Source organism: Mycobacterium sp. E136, assembly GCF_001666865.1.
Classification (GTDB): Bacteria; Actinomycetota; Actinomycetes; order Mycobacteriales; family Mycobacteriaceae; genus Mycobacterium.
In genome coordinates, this window is sequence record NZ_LZJE01000022.1 from 1 (window position 1) to 16,531 (window position 16,531).

The window sequence follows — 16,531 nt, forward strand, 5'->3', positions numbered from 1 at the left end:
CCGAGGGCGCGGCGAACGCGCTGCTCAAGGTGGTCGAGGAACCGCCGCCGTCGACGGTGTTCCTGCTGTGCGCGCCGTCGGTGGATCCGGAGGACATCGCGATCACGCTGCGGTCGCGCTGCCGTCACGTCGCACTGGTGACGCCGACCGTGGACGCGATCGCCGGTGTGCTGATGGACAGCGGCGGGCTTCCGGAGGCCGACGCGCGATGGGCGGCCTCGGTCAGCGGCGGTCATGTCGGGCGGGCCCGGCGCCTGGCCACCGACGAGACGGCTCGGGAACGCCGGAAGCGGGCGCTGGGGCTGGCGCGGGATGCGGCGACGCCGTCGCGCGCCTACGCCGCGGCCGAGGAGTTGGTGAAGACCGCCGAGGACGAGGCGCTGGCGTTGACGGTGGAGCGCAACGAGGCCGAGACCGAGGAATTGCGGACCGCGCTCGGGGCCGGCGGCACCGGCAAGGGGACGGCCGGTTCGCTGCGCGGGGCGGCGGGCGCGCTGAGTGCCCTTGAGCGACGGCAGAAGTCGCGCAAGACGCGCGCCTCGCGCGACTCCCTCGACCGGGCGCTGATCGACCTGGCCACCTACTTCCGCGACGCGCTGCTGGTGGCATCGAACGCGGGCGGCGTTGCGCACAACCATCCCGACATGGGCGAGGAGATCGCCAGGTTGGCCGCGCACGCACCGCCGGACAAGCTGCTGCGGTGCATCGAAGCTGTGCTGGAGTGCCGCGAGGCGCTGGCGGTCAACGTCAAGCCGAAGTTCGCGGTCGACGCGATGGTGGCGACGGTCGGACGGGCGCTGCGCGACTGAGTTGGGTCGGCGGCGGGCCCTGCCGTAGACTCGTCCCGCCTGTGGCTGACACATGTGTGAGCCGGGCACGCCACCTTAGCTCAGTCGGCAGAGCGGCTCACTCGTAATGAGCAGGTCAGGAGTTCGATTCTCCTAGGTGGCTCCAGAGCGACGTCCACGCTCACGTGTCCTGCAGCGCGTCCTGAGCGACTTTCATCGCCGAGTTGGCGGCCGGGAACCCGGCGTAACCGGTGCAGTGATAGATCACTTCGGCGATCTCGTCGTCGGTCAGGCCGTTGTTGCGGGCGATCTGGACGTGGATCCGCAGCTCGTCGTCGGCGCGCAGCGTGATGAGAATGCCGAGCGTCACCAGGCTGCGGTCGCGGCGGCTCAACCCCTCACGGGTCCACAGCCGGCCGAACACATTGTCCATCGCGAGGCCCAGCATCTCGCCGCCGAAAGCACCGGACGGCAACTCCACTTCGCCGTCGGGGAGGACTCCCGGAAGTAATTCACGGAAAACCTGCAGCCCTTGTTCGCGTACGTCTGTCATGGCAGACAGCGTGGCATGAATGCCCGCTATTTCGGCGCCACGAAACCGACAGGTCCGGAAGCGATGCACACCGACAACGCCGCGGTGTTCGCCCGCACGTCGATGGCGTCGCCCGCTCCCGGCAGCCGGACGAACACCCGGTTCAGTCCCGGTCGCACCGGCACCTTGACCTCATGACCCTCCGACAGCGACATCATCATCGAACCGTCGCTGTTGGCCAGATAGTTGATCTCCGCCGTCCAATCGGCCGGCAGCAGCGGGCCATTCAACGGCATGCGGATTTCACTCTCCGGCTGCACCAGATATCCGCAGTCCGGTTGCGGTCCCGGCACGATACTGCGCACCCAGGTGACCTTCGCATCGACGACCCGGCCGGTGTGATCGAACATGCGCAGTTCGGTTGTGGCCGAGGCGAATTCGGGACGGTCGCGTACCAGCGCGAACATGTGGCTGGCCCGGTTCTCGGGGCCGACCACCCGCTGCAGCACCATCGGGTCGACCTCCTGGTCGAGCATCGGCGCATTCGACATCCTCGCCGCAGTGGTCAAGCTGGACAGCGCATTGCGCAGATACGCCTGCGCCGGGTTGTCACGCCACGCCGTCAGGAACGTCGCCGTCGAGTACAGACTGCTGGCGACGAAGGCCGATGTGAGAACACAGATCAGCGCCGTACGGCGCCGCGAGGCGTCCATCCACCGCGTTCCCTCGCGGTTCGGCGCGCACAGCCCGACCGCCGCCAGCAGCGCGAGCACGACGACGAGGTCGGGTAGATAGCGCAGCGTCTGCCCCAATTCCAACGCGGTGAACTGCGACGCCCGCATGAGGTAGATCGGGACCTGGCAGGCCACCCCGTAACCGGCCGCCACCAGCCACACGGGGACGATCCGCCGCTTGCGCAGCACCGTGACCGCGACCGTCGCGGCCAGGGCCGTCCACCCGAGCACCATCACCGTCGCCTGCGGGGTGGCCCACGGCGAGGCCGGCGCCCACCGCTGCCAATCCCACGGACCGCCGACCAGACCCGGCACGATTCCGTGTGTCACCGACCTCGCGAGCAGATCCCACGTCATCGCCAAATCGAGGGTCCACCGCTTCTGGTCGACCACGATCAGGTACACGCCGACCCAGCCGGCCGTGACCACAAGCGACGGCGCCCACAGGCGAATGCCGCGACGCCACACCGCGTTCACCGACCCTGAGCCCGTCACGTGGCACAGCAGCGCCGTCACCGTGAACGCGACGAACGGAATCACCGCCGACTTCTCGAAGAACAGCAGCCCCCCGACGTAAACCAGCAGGGCCGTCACCGCGTGGCGACGCTCGCCGGTGCGCACGAGGAGGATCGCGTCGCCGCCAACCCACGCCATCGCCGCGAGCATCGGCAACGAGTTCAGTGCCGCTGCCCACCACGCGAAGCCCGGCACCGCCAGCGGTGTGAACAATGCGAATGTCAAGGGCAGCAACAGCAGTGGTCGCCATCCGAGGATCACATGCAGCGTGCGCAGCAACGCCAGCGACACCAGCAGCTGCAGAATCAACAGGCTGATCGCAGGGCCGACCCAGTTCAGCGGGGCTATCAAGGTGATCACGCCGGCGACGAGAAACGCCCCCGGCATGACGTGGCCGTCGTGATCGTCGAACAGGTATGCCGGCGAGACCAGCGACTGTGTGCCCGCGCGGCCGATGAGAATCAGGTCGTCCCAATAGAAGTAGCCGCCGAACGCCAGGACCGCCCGGATCGCCAGCTGCACGACGATCAGGGCGACGGCGGTGCGCGCGACCCAGTTGCCCAACGCGTACTTACCGCGGATACGCATCCCCTGCTTGCCGGCGCGCGATCCATGCCGACCGCACCATCTCCTGAAGCGAATGCCGCATCCGCCAGTCGAGGTCGCGCGCGGCCAGATCACCCGACGCGACGATACGGGCGGGGTCGCCAGGCCGGCGCGGACCGACGACCGGCTCGAAATCGAAACCGGTGACTTCCCGGACGGTGGTCATGATTTCGCGAACGGAGGTGCCGCTGCCGCTGCCGAGGTTGTAGACGGGCTCGATCGGGTCGCCGGCCTCCAGCCGCCGCGCGGCGGCGACGTGAGCCAGCGCGAGATCCGACACGTGCACGTAGTCGCGCACGCAGGTGCCGTCCGGCGTGGGGTAGTCGGCGCCGTTGATCCTCGGCGTCTCGCCGCGGCACAGCATGTCGAACACCAGTGGAAAGAGGTTGTGCGGGCTGACGTCGAACAGTTCGTCGGACCCCGACCCCACGACGTTGAAGTACCGCAGGCTGGTGTGGCGCAGCCCGGACGCGCGCGCGGTGTCGCGAAGCATCCACTCGCCCACCAACTTACTGACTCCATACGGCGACTCGGGTGCGGTCGGCGTCTGCTCCGTGACGGTGTCGACGTCCGGTGTGCCGTACGTGGCGGCGCTGGAGGAGAACACCATCTTGTCGGTGCCGGCGGCCTCCATCGCCTTGAGCAGCGTGACCATCGCCGAGACGTTCTGCTCGTAGGTGTGCAGCGGTCGTTGTACCGAGACACCGGCGTACTTGAAACCCGCGATGTGGATGACGCCGTCGACGCGATGCTCGTCGAGCGTGCGGACGACGAGGTCACTGTCGAGCAGCGTGCCGCGCACCAGCGGAACCGTCGGAGGAACGAACCGCTCGAGGCCGGTCGAGAGGTCGTCGATCACCACCACCGGCATATCGGCGTCCGACAAGGCGCGGACGACATGGGACCCGATGTAGCCTGCCCCGCCGGTCACCAGCCAAGTCATTCGATCTTCCTCACCGTAGAACGGGGCCAGCATACGGATCGGCGGCCTCTGGTCCGAACCGGTGTCATGAGGCGCGGTCGCGCGACAGCGCGCTCAGGTGCACCGCGATGCCGACCGCCGGACCGCACAGCAGCGCGATCACGGTCCGCGTCTCGAGGTCGAGCGGCAACAGCAGCAACAGGGTCGACGCGACGGTCGCCGACACCCAGCCCAGCGCGTATGCGCGGTGCAGCGCTGCTGCCACCGCCGCCGCCCCCGTGAGCGTGAGAAGCGAAACCGCGATCGCGCCGCCCGTGAGCCATGCCAGCAGGGCGCCGTCGGCACGGTAATCAGGACCGAAGGCGCTCCGCAGCAGCCATGGCCCTGCGGTACCGGCGGCGAGGACGCCGAGCAGGCCTACGGCGAGCACGATGGCCGCGGGAGTCATCAGGGCACGCACCCGGTGCGCGCTCTGGTCGACGAAATGGGCGACGAGATTGCCCTGCATCGCTGTCAGCGGGACGAGCAGCGGCGCCCGCGTGAGCGTGACGGCGAGGATCACGATGCCGCCGATCGCGCCGAGGTCACCCGAGGTCGCCTGCAACAACACGGGAAACCCCATCACGAGGATGGCGCTGGCGCTCGCCGCGGTAATGGAATGGGACGCGCCGCGCAGGAAGGTCGCGGTGCCGACCGGCGTCAGGATGCTCGCGGCGCGCCGCGAGGCCGGCGAAGCGAGCAGCATGATCAGCCACGCGATGGCGCCAGCCACTGTGGCCCACAGGTACCCGGCCAGGCCCCAGCCGATTACAAAGCTTGCGACAGCGACCAACAACCGAAGACCTGCGTCGGTCACCATCAGCGAACCGTACGCGGTCCATCTGTCCAGCCCCGCCAGCATGCCGAGCAACGTTGAGTGCAAACAGAATCCGGCGAGCCCGACCGCCAACAGCGCCACCGACAGCCACCGCAGCTCGACGAACACATGGCCGGACCACAACGGTGAGCTGATCGCAATGACCGCGGCCGACAGCGCACCGACGCCGGCGGCCACCCACATCGGGCGGGTGCGTGGACTCTTTCGCGTGTCGCCGTGCGCGGCGGACCGGGTCTCCCTGGTGGCCTCCTGCAACAAGCCTCCCGTTGCCCCCGAGACCAAGCCGAACGCACCCCAGAACACGGCGAACAGCGAGAATCCGGCGGGCTCGAGATCGCGAGCGGCCAGATAGAGCACCGCATAACCGCACACCGCAATCACGGCGGTGGCCGCTCCGACCCGAAGGACACTGCCGCGTGCGGCAGGACCCCTCGGTGATGCGCCGCTCGCGGTGAGCGGATCGAAAGGCGAGCCCGTGTCGGTCACGGCCCATCCAGCTCCGGAAGCTCGGCGGAATACAGCCATGCATCCCACAGGGGGCGCAGCGACTCGTGCGCGTAATGCGATGCCAGACCGGTGAAGTCGTCGGTCACCACCGTGCTGTGCCGGTAGCGCGCGGTCCAGTCCCGCAACAGCGTGAAGAAGCCGTCGTCCCCAATCTCGCGCCGCAGCACGTGCAGGGTCAGCGCGCCACGCTTGTAGACGCGGTCGTCGAACATGTCGCCTGGACCCGGATCGGCCAGGACGAGGTCTCGCGGCGAGTTGGCGAGCCGCTGATAGTAGTGCCGCGCCCATTCGTCGGCCGTGCGGCCGCCGGAGTTCTCCGACCACAACCACTCGGCGTAACAAGCGAATCCCTCATGCAACCAGATGTGCCGCCAGCGCTTGGCGGTCACCGAGTTGCCGAACCACTGGTGCGCGAGTTCGTGTGCGATCAGTCGCCCGGCGCCACCCATACCGTCACAGTGGTTGGCACCGAATATCGAAATTCCCTGCGCCTCAAGCGGAATCTCGAGTTCATCGTCGGTGACCACGACCGTGTAGCCCTCGCTCAGGGGGTAGTCGCCGAACAGCTTGACGAACAACTTCATCATCTGCGGTTGGTCGGCGAAGTCGTGGTCGAACTCTTCGCGCAGCCGGTCGGGGAGCGCCGCATGAATCGGAACCCCGTTATTGGCCAACTTGCGATGCTCGTACATCCCGATCTGCAGCGTGATCAGGTAAGTCGAGGTCGGCTCGGGCAACTCGTAGGTCCAGGTCGTCATCCCCGCCCGCGCTCGTCGAGACACCAACTCGCCGTTGGCGATCACCCGATATGGACTTTCGGCCGAGATCTGGATTCGAAAGCTCGCCTTCGCGCTCGGGTGGTCGTCGCAGGGAAACCAGGATTGGGCCCCGTTCGGCTGGCCCGCCACCAGCGCGCCATCGGTCAACTCCTCGAAGCCCACCTCACCCCACAGCGAACGGATGGGCCGGGGCGTGCCGCCGTATCGCACGACGATCGTCATCACCGCACCGGGAGGCAGTGGATCGCGCAACGCGATGTGCAGCTTTCCCGCGGAGGTGCGGAACTGTTGGGGTTGAGAGCCGTTCACGCTCACCTTCGTCACCGACAGCGCGTCGGCGAGGTCGAGGGTGAAGGCGCGCAACGTCGCGAGCGTCACCGCAGTGATCGTCGCCGTACCCGTCAGCCGGTTGATCGCCACTTTGTAGGTGAGGTCGAGTTCATAGCGCGACACCCGGTAGCCGAAATTCCCGCTGGAGGGCAGATACGGGTCGATGACCGGTGTCGACTTCTTCTTACTTCGCGTCACGCGGCGGTTACTTCGGTCGCGGATGCCTGCGTGTCACCGCGCTTCTTGCGCGGCGCGTGCCACGGTGCGATGGGGTTACCCTGCCACCGGGTCGACGCGGGCACCTCGTCGCCGCGCATGACCAGCGACGCCGGACCGACGGTCGCTCCCGCGCCGATCCGGGCGGCGGGCAGGACCACACCATGCGCCCCTAGCGTCGAACCTCGCTCCAGCACAACGTTGTCCATCCGCATGATCCTGTCGTGAAACAGGTGGGTCTGCACCACGCAGCCACGGTTGACGGTGGCGCCCTCCTCGAGCGTGACCAGGTCGGCCTCGGGTAGCCAGTACGTCTCGCACCACACGCCGCGGCCGATCCTGGCGCCGAGCGCCCGCAGCCACAGGTTCATCACCGGGGTGCCGCTGGCCGCGCGCGCGAACCACGGGGCGGCGACGGTCTCGACGAAGGTGTCGTAGACCTCGTTGCGCCAGACGAACGGCGACCAGAGCGGGTGTTCGTCGGGCCCGATGCGGCCCACCACAAGCCATTTCGCGATCACGGCGGCCGCGCCCGCGACCACCCCCGCGATCAACAGCAACGCGCCGGCGCCCAGCGCGGCCCACCCCCAACCGGTTTCGACGGCCAGCCACTGGAGGGCGAGCAGCACCCCGACCCCGATCCCGAACGTCACGACCACCGGGACGATCCGGCACGTCTCGACCAGGCCTCGCAGCACCTTCAGGCGAGTGGACGGGTGGAACGTGCGCAGCGCATCAGCGGCGGTCGGCTTGCGGCGCAACCGAACCGGTGGGCTGCCCAGCCAGGACGAGCCCGCTTTGGCCTTGTGCGGGGCCGCCGACAACACGGCCACCAACCCGTCGTCGGGAACTTTGCGACCGGGCTGGGTGATGCCCGAGTTGCCGAGGAACGCCCGCTTGCCGATCGTGGCCTTCGCGACGTGGATCCAGCCGCCGCCCAACTCATAGGACGCCACCATGGTGTCGTCGGCGAGGAAGGCGCCGTCCTCGACCACCGTGAACTTCGGCGTGAACAGGGCCGTCGAGATCTCGGTTCCGCGACCGACCTTCGCGCCCAGCGCCCGCAGCCACCACGGCGTGAGCAGGCTCGCGTAGATCGGGAACAAGTACGTGCGCGCGGCGTCCATCAGCCGTTCTGTGGCCCAGATCTGCCATCCCGACCGGCTGCGCACCGGGTGAAATCCCTCGCGCAGCCCGAGTGAGAGCATGCGCACCCCGACGATTGTCAGCGCCGCGTAGGTGAGGGCGGCCGTCAAGGTCGCTATCGGCGTCCACAGCGCCGCGGGCCCGATCGCCGCCGTCACCGAATCCGTATGGCGCACGGCGTATCCGATGACAGCGAGGCCAGCCGCGAGCGCGAGCATCGGAAGCCCGCTGAAAAGGATGGAGGTGACGCCGTAGACCGCCACCCACAGCGGCGCCCGGGGCGGGCGGTCCTGCGGCCAGGGGTGGCGGGCCTTGCCGGACTTCACCGCAGGCGACCCCTTCCAGTACTGGCCGTTCTTCACCTTGCCGACGACGCCGGATCCCGGGGCGACATCGGCGTTCTTGCCGACGACGGCACCGGGCAGCAACGTGGTCCGCGCGCCGATCGTCGCATCGTTTCCGACGGTGATCGGCCCGACGTGGAACAGGTCGCCGTCGACCCAGTGACCGGACAGGTCGACCTCGGGTTCGATCGAGCTGCGGTGACCGAGTTTGAGCATGCCGGTGACCGGTGGGGTGGAATGCAGGTCCACGCCCTTGCCGACCTTGCTGCCCAGCGCGCGTGCGTAGTACACCAACCACGGTGCGCCGGCGAGGTTTTCGGCACCGCTGGCCTCGGCGAGCCGCTCGGCGAGCCACACCCGGAGGTGGACGGACCCGCCGCGCCGGTAGGTTCCCGGTGCGAGCCCGTCGAGCAGAAGCCGGGCGCACAGGGCCGCGATGCCCATGCGGCCCAGCGGCGTGACGAACAGCAGGAAGCCCACGCCGACCCACCACCAGTTCAGCGGGGCGGTCCAGGGGACGAACCCCGCCAGCACGTTGTTGGCCGCCGCCAGCCACACCACCCACTGCAATCCGGTCAACGTGGCCAGCGGCAGCGACAGCGCCACCTGCACGGCCTGTGTCAGGCGCGACGTCGGCTTCACCTCGCGCGCACGCACCTGCGGCGGGGGATCGAGCTCGTCGAGGTAGCCCGCGAGCGAACCCAGACGGGGATGGTCGTAGAGGTCGGCGACGGTCACCTGGGGGTGGCGGCGACGTAACGCGGCGACCAGTTGCGCCGCGGACAGTGAGCCGCCGCCGAGCGCGAAGAAGTCGGCCTCTGGACCGTCCACCGGCGCGGCCAGGACGTCGCGCCACAGGCCGGCCAGCCAGCCCATGGTCCCGGTCAACTCGGCGCCCTCGTCGTCGCCGACGTCGACCGGCCACGGCAGCGCGTCGCGGTCGACCTTGCCGGAAGTGCGGGTCGGTAGTTCGTCGACCAGCACGAGCCGGGGCACCAGCGGGGCGGGCAAGGTCTCGGAAAGCGACACCCGGGCCTTGGCGAGGTCGAACGCGGGATCGGTGCTCGCGACGTAGCCGACCAACAGCGGTGTGCCGGTGGCCGTGCTGCGGACCGCGGCGGCTGCACCGCTCACTCCGGGCAGGTTGACCAGCGCGGTGTCCACCTCACCGAGTTCGATGCGGCGCCCGCCGACCTTGACCTGGTCGTCGACGCGGCCCACGAAATAGAGCCCGTCGGATTCCAGGCGCACCAGGTCACCGCTGCGGTAGGCGCGTTTCCAGCCGAGCGTCGGCATCTCCGCGTACTTCTGGGCGTCTCTGTCGGGGTCGAGGTAGCGGGCCAGGCCGACGCCGCCGATGATCAGCTCGCCCACCGCGCCGTACGGCACCGGCTCACCATGCCAGTCGACGACGGCCAGGTCCCAGCCGACCAGCGGTAGGCCGATGGTCACCGGCCCGGCTGGCGACAACCGGGCGGCGCACGCCACGACCGTCGCCTCCGTCGGGCCGTAGGTGTTCCAGACCTCCCGGCCCTCGACGGCGAGCCGCTCGGCCAGTTCGGGCGGGCAGGCTTCGCCGCCGAAGATCAGCAGCCGCACCGCCTCGAGCGCCTCCGCGGGCCACAGCGCGGCCAGCGTCGGCACCGTCGACACCACCGTGATGTCACGCGCGACCAACCAGGGCCCCAGGTCCATCCCGCTGCGCACCATCGAACGCGGCGCGGGCACCAGGCACGCGCCGTGGCGCCAGGCCAGCCACATCTCCTCGCACGAGGCGTCGAACGCCACCGACAAACCGGCCAGCACGCGGTCGCCCGGCCCGAGCGGATTGTCCGCAAGGAACAACCGTGCCTCGGCGTCGACGAAGGCTGCCGCACTGCGATGAGTGACCGCGACGCCCTTGGGGGTGCCGGTGGAGCCGGACGTGAAGATGATCCACGCGTCGTCGCGACCGATCGGCGCCGCCGCCCGCCAACCCCGTGACGAGCCCGGCCCGCGTGACAGCCCCGCCTCGGTGATGATCGCGACGACGTTGGCCTCGCTGAACACCAGCTCGGCGCGGTCCGCCGGATCGTCGGCATCCACGGGGACGTAGGCGGCGCCGGTGGCCAGCACGGCGAGTATCGCCACGTACAGCGCGTAGCTGCCCGACGGCATCCGGATGCCGATGCGGTCGCCGCGGCCGATTCCCCGTGCGGCCAGCCACCGCACGCTGTCCTCGATGTCGGTGATCAGCTCGGCATAGGTGAGCTGGACATCGCCGTCGTCGATCGCGGGCGCCTCCGGAAAGCGCTTCGCGGTCTCGTAGAGGATGTCGATGAGCGTGCGCGGCTCCGGCGCGAACGGGGACAACAGATATTGAGGTGGGATCTCCTGCCGCAACTCCCCAGTCACGGCTATAAAGCTACTCAGCCGAGCGCCCGTGTCGGCTGAGCTGCACGCGGCGTCGCGATCACGATTACGACACCGCTCGGCGAGGCCGACTGGGCCGCCTCGAGAGGTTTGATTTCCTCCGCTTCCGGTCATCCGCCAGTACCTGGCAGAATCGCCTGCGGAGGGGAGTATTCCTTCGCCGCGGTGTCGTCATCACGTCGGCCGTCATCGGACGACCGGTGCTGCGGGCCGACACGAGTGATCGTGGCGGTGGAAGAGACCTCCGGCGCTTTGACGACCGGAGGATCAGTGAACGTTTCCACCCTCGAATGGATCATCACGCTGAGCGTGACGACCGCCATCCTGCTGTTCGACGTCATCGTGATAGGCCGGCGGCCTCACGAGCCGTCGAAACGGGAAACCGGTATCGCGCTGACGATCTACGTCAGCCTCGCGATCATCTTCGGCCTGTGGACCTGGTTCTTTCACGGCAGCCAGTACGGCGTCGAGTTCTTCGCCGGGTGGCTCACCGAGTACAGCCTGTCGGTGGACAACCTGTTCGTCTTCATCATCATCATGGCGAGCTTCAACGTGCCCAGGAAGTACCAGCAGCAGGCCCTCCTGGTGGGCATCATCCTGGCGCTGATCTTCCGCGGCATCTTCATCGCGCTGGGCGCCGTGGCGATCAACCAGTTCTCGTGGGTGTTCTACATCTTTGCCGCGTTCCTGATCTACACCGCGATCAACCTCGCCCGCGACACCGACCACGACGACGACGGCGACAACATCGTGGTCCGGTTCGCCCGCAACCACCTGAGCATGACCGAAAAATGGGACGGGCTGAAGCTGTGGGTGAAGGAGAACGGCAAGCGGCTGATGACGCCGATGTTCCTCGTCATCGTCGCGCTGGGCACCACGGACCTGATCTTCGCGCTCGACTCCATCCCCGCCATCTACGGGCTCACCCAGGAGCCGTACCTGGTCTTCACGGCCAACGTGTTCGCGCTGATGGGCCTGCGCCAGCTGTACTTCCTGCTGGGCGACCTGCTCAAACGACTGGTCTTCCTGTCCCAGGGCCTGGCGTTCATCCTCGGGTTCATCGGGGTGAAGTTGCTTCTGCACGCCCTGCATGAGAACGAGGTGCCGTTCATCAACGGCGGCGAGCACGTTCCGGTGCCGGAGATCCCGACCCTGCTGTCGCTGGGGGTGATCGTCGTGACGCTGGCCATCACCACCGCGGCGAGCCTCTACAAGACGCGGGTGCACGATGTGAAGAACGGCACTGACGACACCGAGGAATCGTTTGATTCTCGCTGAGCGCAACGCTCGACTGAACGTTGCGGCCTCTGGAAGCCTTGCCGGGTGCGCCTATTCGTGACCGAAACCCCCGACGGGGGCTGGGATGAACTGACTGACGGCGGGGTTCCGCCCGTCCGCGTCGCGGCCAAGGACCTGCAGCATGCGCGACGGGTCCGCGCGCGGGTGCGTGCAGCCGGCGACGTCGCGGTCATTCTGGACGTCACGGTCGCCGTCGCGGCCGACTTCCGGTCCGTGCGCGACGTCCTCGAACCGGCCGAAGGGGTGCGCTACGCCGGCACCATCGACGGCCTCGCCGGCCTGATCGCCGACATCGAGTCGGCCGGGGTCGCCGACGGCGTCACGCTCGTACCGGCGTCGCCGCACGGCGATGTGCACTCACTGGGCCGCGCGGTGCTGGACCGCCTGGCCTCACGGGCTCAGGCCAAAGCCTCGTAGATGAGCTCGGCGATGCTGTCCCAGCGGCGTGAACGGTCTCGTGCATCGGCTCATCATGCCGCTGCCCAGCGGATTTACGGGAAAACTGTCCCGATCCACGCGCCCGCACCGGTACCGTCATTGACGTAAGCGTCAATAGTCAGGAGGTATGCGATGCGCAGGTTCGCGACGGCGGTCGCCGTAGGCGCGCTGATCCTGGGTCCGCTCGTGACGGCACAGTCCGCGGGTGCCGCTGCGGTAGCCCCCGACACCATCGCCCCGGCCCCGACGGTTCCCACCGCGCCAAGGGTGCAGGCGTTCGACTGCCAGGGCACGACCGGGAACATGGGATGCGGTCCCGGCTGGTTCTGGCGCGACGGCTGGCGGGGCTGGGGGTGCTACCCATGCTGACGGCGACGGCGGTCAGGGCCTCCTGTGCGATCGCGGCGACGACGTTCGCCGCTGCGCTCGGGATCGGTTCGGCCGCAGCACAATCGACTGACTACAGCAGGCTGCCGGTCGATCCGAACTCGATCACCGACTCGTTGGCCTACACCGCGGCGCCGCTCGCGATCAATCCGGACGGTCGGCCGGGCGTGCGGGCCGAGTACACCCACCGCGAGGGCGGCACACGGCAGATCACCACCACCATCCTGGTGCTGGCCGACCCCGCGGCCGCCACGGCGGCGCTCGACGGTGCGGCCGCCGACGTGGCCAACCAACAGTCGCAACCCGTCGATGTGGGCACCGGTGGCACGATGGTCACCGGCACGTCGCCCGACGGCACCGAATCCGTGGCCGTGCTGACCTTCACCGAGGGCAACACCGCGACGACGATCGAATTCGAAGGTCCCGCAAACGATCCCGCGCCGGCCGACCTGGTCACCGAACTGGGTCAGAAGCAGGCCGCGGCGATCAAGACCTGGCAGACGGCGTAGCCGCGCGGGCGGTCCGTCACCAGTTGTCGTAGCCGCCTTCGGGTCCCAGCATGCGTTCGAGCCGGGTGCGGTTGATGCGGGCCAGTTCGTTGCGCACGATCTTGCGTTCGGTCTCGATGTCGTTGTGCATCCGGTCGGTCATCGTCGCCAGCACCTGCGTGGCGTCGTAGCCGTTGACGAACATCACGAAGCCGAAGCCGAAATGTTCGAGGTAGCGCTTCGAGGCGGCGCCGAGTCGCTCCATCAGCTCGGGCTGGTCACACCAGATCGCGCACTGCTCGGCGGCCGACTTCTCGCTGCCCGGCCGCCGCCCGACGTCCGGGTACGCCTGCAGGATCGTGTCGATCGAGTCCTCGCCGAGGCTGAACAACAACGCGTCGGCTTCGCGGAACAACGAGTCGTGGTCGGCGTACGGGCGGCCGCGCGCCAGATCGGCGGCCAGCGGCACGCTGTAGCAGCATTCGTAGACGGCGTGCACCGCCCTGCGCATCGGCATCGCGTTGAACACTTCGAGGCCGATCCCCTGATGCATCAACACGAGAGCAATGATCGATCGCGACGAGAACGTCCAGGTTACGTTGTGTTACAGCGAGGAAAAATCAGCGCGCCCGTCAATCGGGCTCAGTGCTCCTTCTTGAACCGCTCCACCGACGCCTGAACCTCGGCCTCGGCCTCCGAGCGCCCCACCCAGTCGGCGGCCTTCACGTACTTGCCGGGTTCGAGGTCCTTGTAGTGCACGAAGAAGTGCTTGATCGCCTCGAGCTCATGCTGGGGCACGTCGCCGAGATCTTGAATGTGGTCCCAGCGTCCGTCGTCGGCGGGCACGCACAACACCTTGTCGTCACCGCCGGCCTCGTCGGTCATCTTGAACATGGCCACCGGGCGGACCTCGACGATGCAGCCTGGGAACACCGACTCGGGCAGCAGCACCAGCGCGTCGAGCGGATCGCCGTCCTCGCCGAGGGTGTTCTCGAAGAACCCGTAATCGGTCGGATAGGCCATCGACGTGTACAGGTAGCGGTCCAGCTTCACCCGGCCGGAGTCGTGGTCCACCTCGTACTTGTTGCGCGAACCCTTGGGAATCTCGATGACTACGTCGAACTGCACGGCAGCGGCTCCTTGCCCTGTGCTCTGGTCTGGGTCGTCCGGTGACAAATCGGGTCAACCTTAATCGAGCGATACGCTGCTGTACGGGGGCGGTCCAGGTTGAGCAGGAGGGTTATGCGGCCCAGTCAGTGGCGGCGATCCACACACGTGGCGGTATCGGTGGCGGTACTGCTGCTGGTTGCCGTGGTCGTGGCCGTGGCCGCGGTGCTCACGACGGGTCGGTCGACCGAGGCCGCGGCGGGTAAGCCGACACCTCCGGCCGCGACCGCCAATCCCGCCGTCGTCCCGGTGGCCGACGCGGCGCCCAAACCGCTGCCGGATCGGCTGGCCGCCAAGCTGGGGCCCGCATTGGCCGACCCGAACCTCGGTGACCTCGCAGGACGCGTCACCGATGCGATGACCGCGGCCCCGCTGTGGGAGCAGCGTGCCGACGTGCCGATGCAGCCGGCGTCGACGAACAAGACGCTGACCGCCGCCGCCGCGCTGCTGACCCTGGACCGCGAGGCCCGACTCACCACGCGGGTGTTCAGCGGGAGCAGGCCCGGTGTCGTGGTGCTCAAGGGTGGCGGCGACCCGACGCTGTCGGCAGCGCCCATTGGAGAGGAAACCTGGTACCGGGACGCCGCGCGCATCAGCGATCTCGCCGAGCAGGTCACCGGTAGCGGTATCGAGGTGACGTCGGTGCTGGTCGACACCAGCAGCTACAGCGGGCCCACCATGGCGCCGGGCTGGGACCCGCTCGACATCGACGGCGGCGACATCGCGCCGATGGAGTCGGTCATGCTCGACGGCGGCCGCACTCAGCCCGTGAGCGTCGACTCGGCCCGGTCGCGCACGCCGGCGCTCGACGCCGGACGGGCGTTGGCGGCGGCGCTGAAGATCGATCCCGCGAAGGTCAGCGTGGCGCCGGGCAGCGCGAACGGCGGCGAGGAACTCGGCTCCGTCCAGTCGCCGCCGCTGATGTCGCGGTTGCGCGACATGATGAACGCCTCGGACAACGTGATGGCCGAGGCGATCGGGCGTGAGGTCGCCGCCGCGCTCAACCGTCCGCAGAGCTTCGACGGCGCCGTGCGCGCGGTCCTGGGCGCGCTCGGCGATGCCGGGGTCGACACCACCGGCGCGAGGCTGTTCGACTCCAGCGGGCTGTCCGTCGACGACCGCCTGACCGCGGAGACACTCGACGAGGTGGTGCAGGCCGCGGCAGGGGACGACCACCCCAAGCTGCGACCACTGGTCGACCTGCTTCCCATCGCCGGTGGCAGCGGAACCCTGTCGAACCGCTATCTGGACACCGACATCGTCAAACCCGCCGCAGGTTTCCTGCGCGCCAAGACGGGCTCGCTGACCGGCACCAACTCCTTGGCAGGAATCATCACCGACTCCAGCGGCCGGGTACTCACCTTCGCGCTGATCTCCAACAACGCCGGCCCGACCGGACGCATCGCACTCGACAACCTGGCGGCGACACTGCGGGCATGCGGATGCAGCGCATGAGCCCGCCTGCCAAGTCCTCGCTCTCGGTCGGGCGCGCCGTCGACTGGAACTTCGCGGCGACCGTGGGGGAGAGGCTGGCGCGGCCCGGACCGGCGTCAACCGACTACACGCGTCGCCAGGTGATCGAGCAGTTGGCCGAGGCCTCGCGTTCGGCGGAGCTCCCGGTGCGCGAGGTCACCGGGATGACGGAGGGCGGCGACATCCCCGAGGCGCGAATCGTCGACCGGCCGCAGTGGATTCGCGCGGCCACCCAGTCGATGCGGGTGATGACCGGGGGGTCGGAGAAGCCGCGGGGCGCCATCAGCGGACGCATCACGGGGGCGCAGACCGGGGCGGTGCTCGCGTTCATCTCCTCGGGGATCCTCGGGCAGTACGATCCGTTCGGTCCCGGCGGAGGCGAACTGCTGCTGGTCTACCCGAACGTGATCGCCGTCGAGCGCCAGTTGCGGGTGCAGCCCTACGACTTCCGGCTGTGGGTCTGCTTGCACGAGGTCACCCACCGGGTGCAGTTCCGCGCGAACCCATGGCTGGCCGACCACATGTCGCGTGCCCTCGGCGTGCTCACCGAAGAAGGCTCCGACGACATCA

General features: G+C 68.6%; 15 protein-coding genes and 1 tRNA gene. 8 read left to right on the forward strand and 8 right to left on the reverse strand.

Annotation, left to right across the window (positions count from 1 at the left end; genetic code table 11):
* Together A5698_RS01525 and A5698_RS01530 are read left to right on the forward strand one after the other, a co-directional pair.
* Positions 1-809, forward strand: an 809-nt coding sequence (locus A5698_RS01525; protein ID WP_068292387.1) for a DNA polymerase III subunit delta', incomplete at its 5' end; no start/stop codon positions are given.
* Positions 810-878: 69 nt separating this feature from the next.
* Positions 879-954, forward strand: a tRNA-Thr gene (locus A5698_RS01530).
* Between the two features lie 15 nt (positions 955-969).
* Here the strand turns inward: A5698_RS01530 and A5698_RS01535 are convergent.
* From A5698_RS01535 to A5698_RS01560, 6 genes are all read right to left on the reverse strand, one after another.
* Entirely contained in the window at positions 970-1,341 is a 372-nt protein-coding gene (locus A5698_RS01535; RefSeq protein ID WP_068292390.1) for a carboxymuconolactone decarboxylase family protein, read from the reverse strand.
* 26 nt (positions 1,342-1,367) lie between these two features.
* The gene (locus A5698_RS01540; RefSeq protein WP_197506593.1) at positions 1,368-3,158 is read right to left on the reverse strand and encodes a hypothetical protein; all 1,791 of its coding nucleotides are present in this window, start codon (positions 3,156-3,158) and stop codon (positions 1,368-1,370) included.
* On the reverse strand, positions 3,142-4,119 hold the full coding sequence (gene galE, locus A5698_RS01545) for a UDP-glucose 4-epimerase GalE (RefSeq protein ID WP_068292410.1): 978 nt from the start codon (positions 4,117-4,119) through the stop codon (positions 3,142-3,144). The genes A5698_RS01540 and galE overlap by 17 nt, the downstream gene beginning before the upstream one ends.
* Positions 4,120-4,183: 64 nt before the next feature.
* On the reverse strand, positions 4,184-5,461 hold the full coding sequence (locus A5698_RS01550) for a lipopolysaccharide biosynthesis protein (RefSeq protein ID WP_068292392.1): 1,278 nt from the start codon (positions 5,459-5,461) through the stop codon (positions 4,184-4,186).
* Positions 5,458-6,789: a M1 family metallopeptidase gene (locus A5698_RS01555; protein ID WP_068292393.1), complete on the reverse strand. Its 1,332-nt coding sequence runs from the start codon at positions 6,787-6,789 to the stop codon at positions 5,458-5,460. The genes A5698_RS01550 and A5698_RS01555 overlap by 4 nt, the downstream gene beginning before the upstream one ends.
* The gene (locus A5698_RS01560; RefSeq protein ID WP_231967258.1) at positions 6,786-10,691 is read right to left on the reverse strand and encodes a Pls/PosA family non-ribosomal peptide synthetase; all 3,906 of its coding nucleotides are present in this window, start codon (positions 10,689-10,691) and stop codon (positions 6,786-6,788) included. The genes A5698_RS01555 and A5698_RS01560 overlap by 4 nt, the downstream gene beginning before the upstream one ends.
* 288 nt (positions 10,692-10,979) lie before the next feature.
* Between A5698_RS01560 and A5698_RS01565 the strand changes: the two genes are divergently transcribed.
* From A5698_RS01565 to A5698_RS01580, 4 genes are all read left to right on the forward strand, one after another.
* Entirely contained in the window at positions 10,980-11,987 is a 1,008-nt protein-coding gene (locus A5698_RS01565) for a TerC family protein (protein ID WP_068292424.1), read from the forward strand.
* Between the two features lie 45 nt (positions 11,988-12,032).
* Entirely contained in the window at positions 12,033-12,425 is a 393-nt protein-coding gene (locus A5698_RS01570; RefSeq protein WP_068292395.1) for a hypothetical protein, read from the forward strand.
* A 153-nt stretch (positions 12,426-12,578) separates the two neighbouring features.
* The gene (locus tag A5698_RS27750) at positions 12,579-12,815 is read left to right on the forward strand and encodes a hypothetical protein (protein WP_084792189.1); all 237 of its coding nucleotides are present in this window, start codon (positions 12,579-12,581) and stop codon (positions 12,813-12,815) included.
* Positions 12,809-13,342, forward strand: a complete 534-nt coding sequence (locus A5698_RS01580; protein ID WP_068292427.1) for a hypothetical protein — start codon at positions 12,809-12,811, stop codon at positions 13,340-13,342. Before A5698_RS27750 ends, A5698_RS01580 begins: the two co-directional genes overlap by 7 nt.
* 16 nt (positions 13,343-13,358) lie before the next feature.
* On the opposite strand, the gene A5698_RS01585 is transcribed toward A5698_RS01580, so the two are convergent.
* Together A5698_RS01585 and A5698_RS01590 are read right to left on the reverse strand one after the other, a co-directional pair.
* Positions 13,359-13,880, reverse strand: a complete 522-nt coding sequence (locus A5698_RS01585) for a 2-oxo-4-hydroxy-4-carboxy-5-ureidoimidazoline decarboxylase (protein WP_231967260.1) — start codon at positions 13,878-13,880, stop codon at positions 13,359-13,361.
* A gap of 83 nt (positions 13,881-13,963) precedes the next feature.
* Entirely contained in the window at positions 13,964-14,449 is a 486-nt protein-coding gene (locus A5698_RS01590) for an inorganic diphosphatase (protein ID WP_067082307.1), read from the reverse strand.
* A 114-nt stretch (positions 14,450-14,563) separates the two neighbouring features.
* Here A5698_RS01590 and dacB point away from each other — a divergent pair, with 114 nt between their 5' ends.
* Both dacB and A5698_RS01600 read left to right on the forward strand, forming a co-directional pair.
* Positions 14,564-15,943 (forward strand): D-alanyl-D-alanine carboxypeptidase/D-alanyl-D-alanine endopeptidase, encoded by a 1,380-nt coding sequence (dacB, locus tag A5698_RS01595; RefSeq protein WP_068292405.1) that lies wholly within the window; start codon positions 14,564-14,566, stop codon positions 15,941-15,943.
* The coding region (locus tag A5698_RS01600; RefSeq protein WP_502688857.1) for a zinc-dependent metalloprotease at positions 15,931-16,531 on the forward strand (601 nt) is incomplete at its 3' end. The genes dacB and A5698_RS01600, both read left to right, overlap by 13 nt.

Bases quoted from the DNA above. Each gene is read 5' to 3' on its own strand.
- dacB (WP_068292405.1), top strand. From the start codon at position 14,564: ATGCGGCCCAGTCAGTGGCGGCGATCCACACACGTGGCGGTATCGGTG.
- A5698_RS01580 (WP_068292427.1), top strand. From the start codon at position 12,809: ATGCTGACGGCGACGGCGGTCAGGGCCTCCTGTGCGATCGCGGCGACG.
- A5698_RS27750 (WP_084792189.1), top strand. From the start codon at position 12,579: ATGCGCAGGTTCGCGACGGCGGTCGCCGTAGGCGCGCTGATCCTGGGT.
- A5698_RS01535 (WP_068292390.1), bottom strand. From the start codon at position 1,341: ATGACAGACGTACGCGAACAAGGGCTGCAGGTTTTCCGTGAATTACTT.
- galE (WP_068292410.1), bottom strand. From the start codon at position 4,119: ATGACTTGGCTGGTGACCGGCGGGGCAGGCTACATCGGGTCCCATGTC.
- A5698_RS01540 (WP_197506593.1), bottom strand. From the start codon at position 3,158: ATGCGTATCCGCGGTAAGTACGCGTTGGGCAACTGGGTCGCGCGCACC.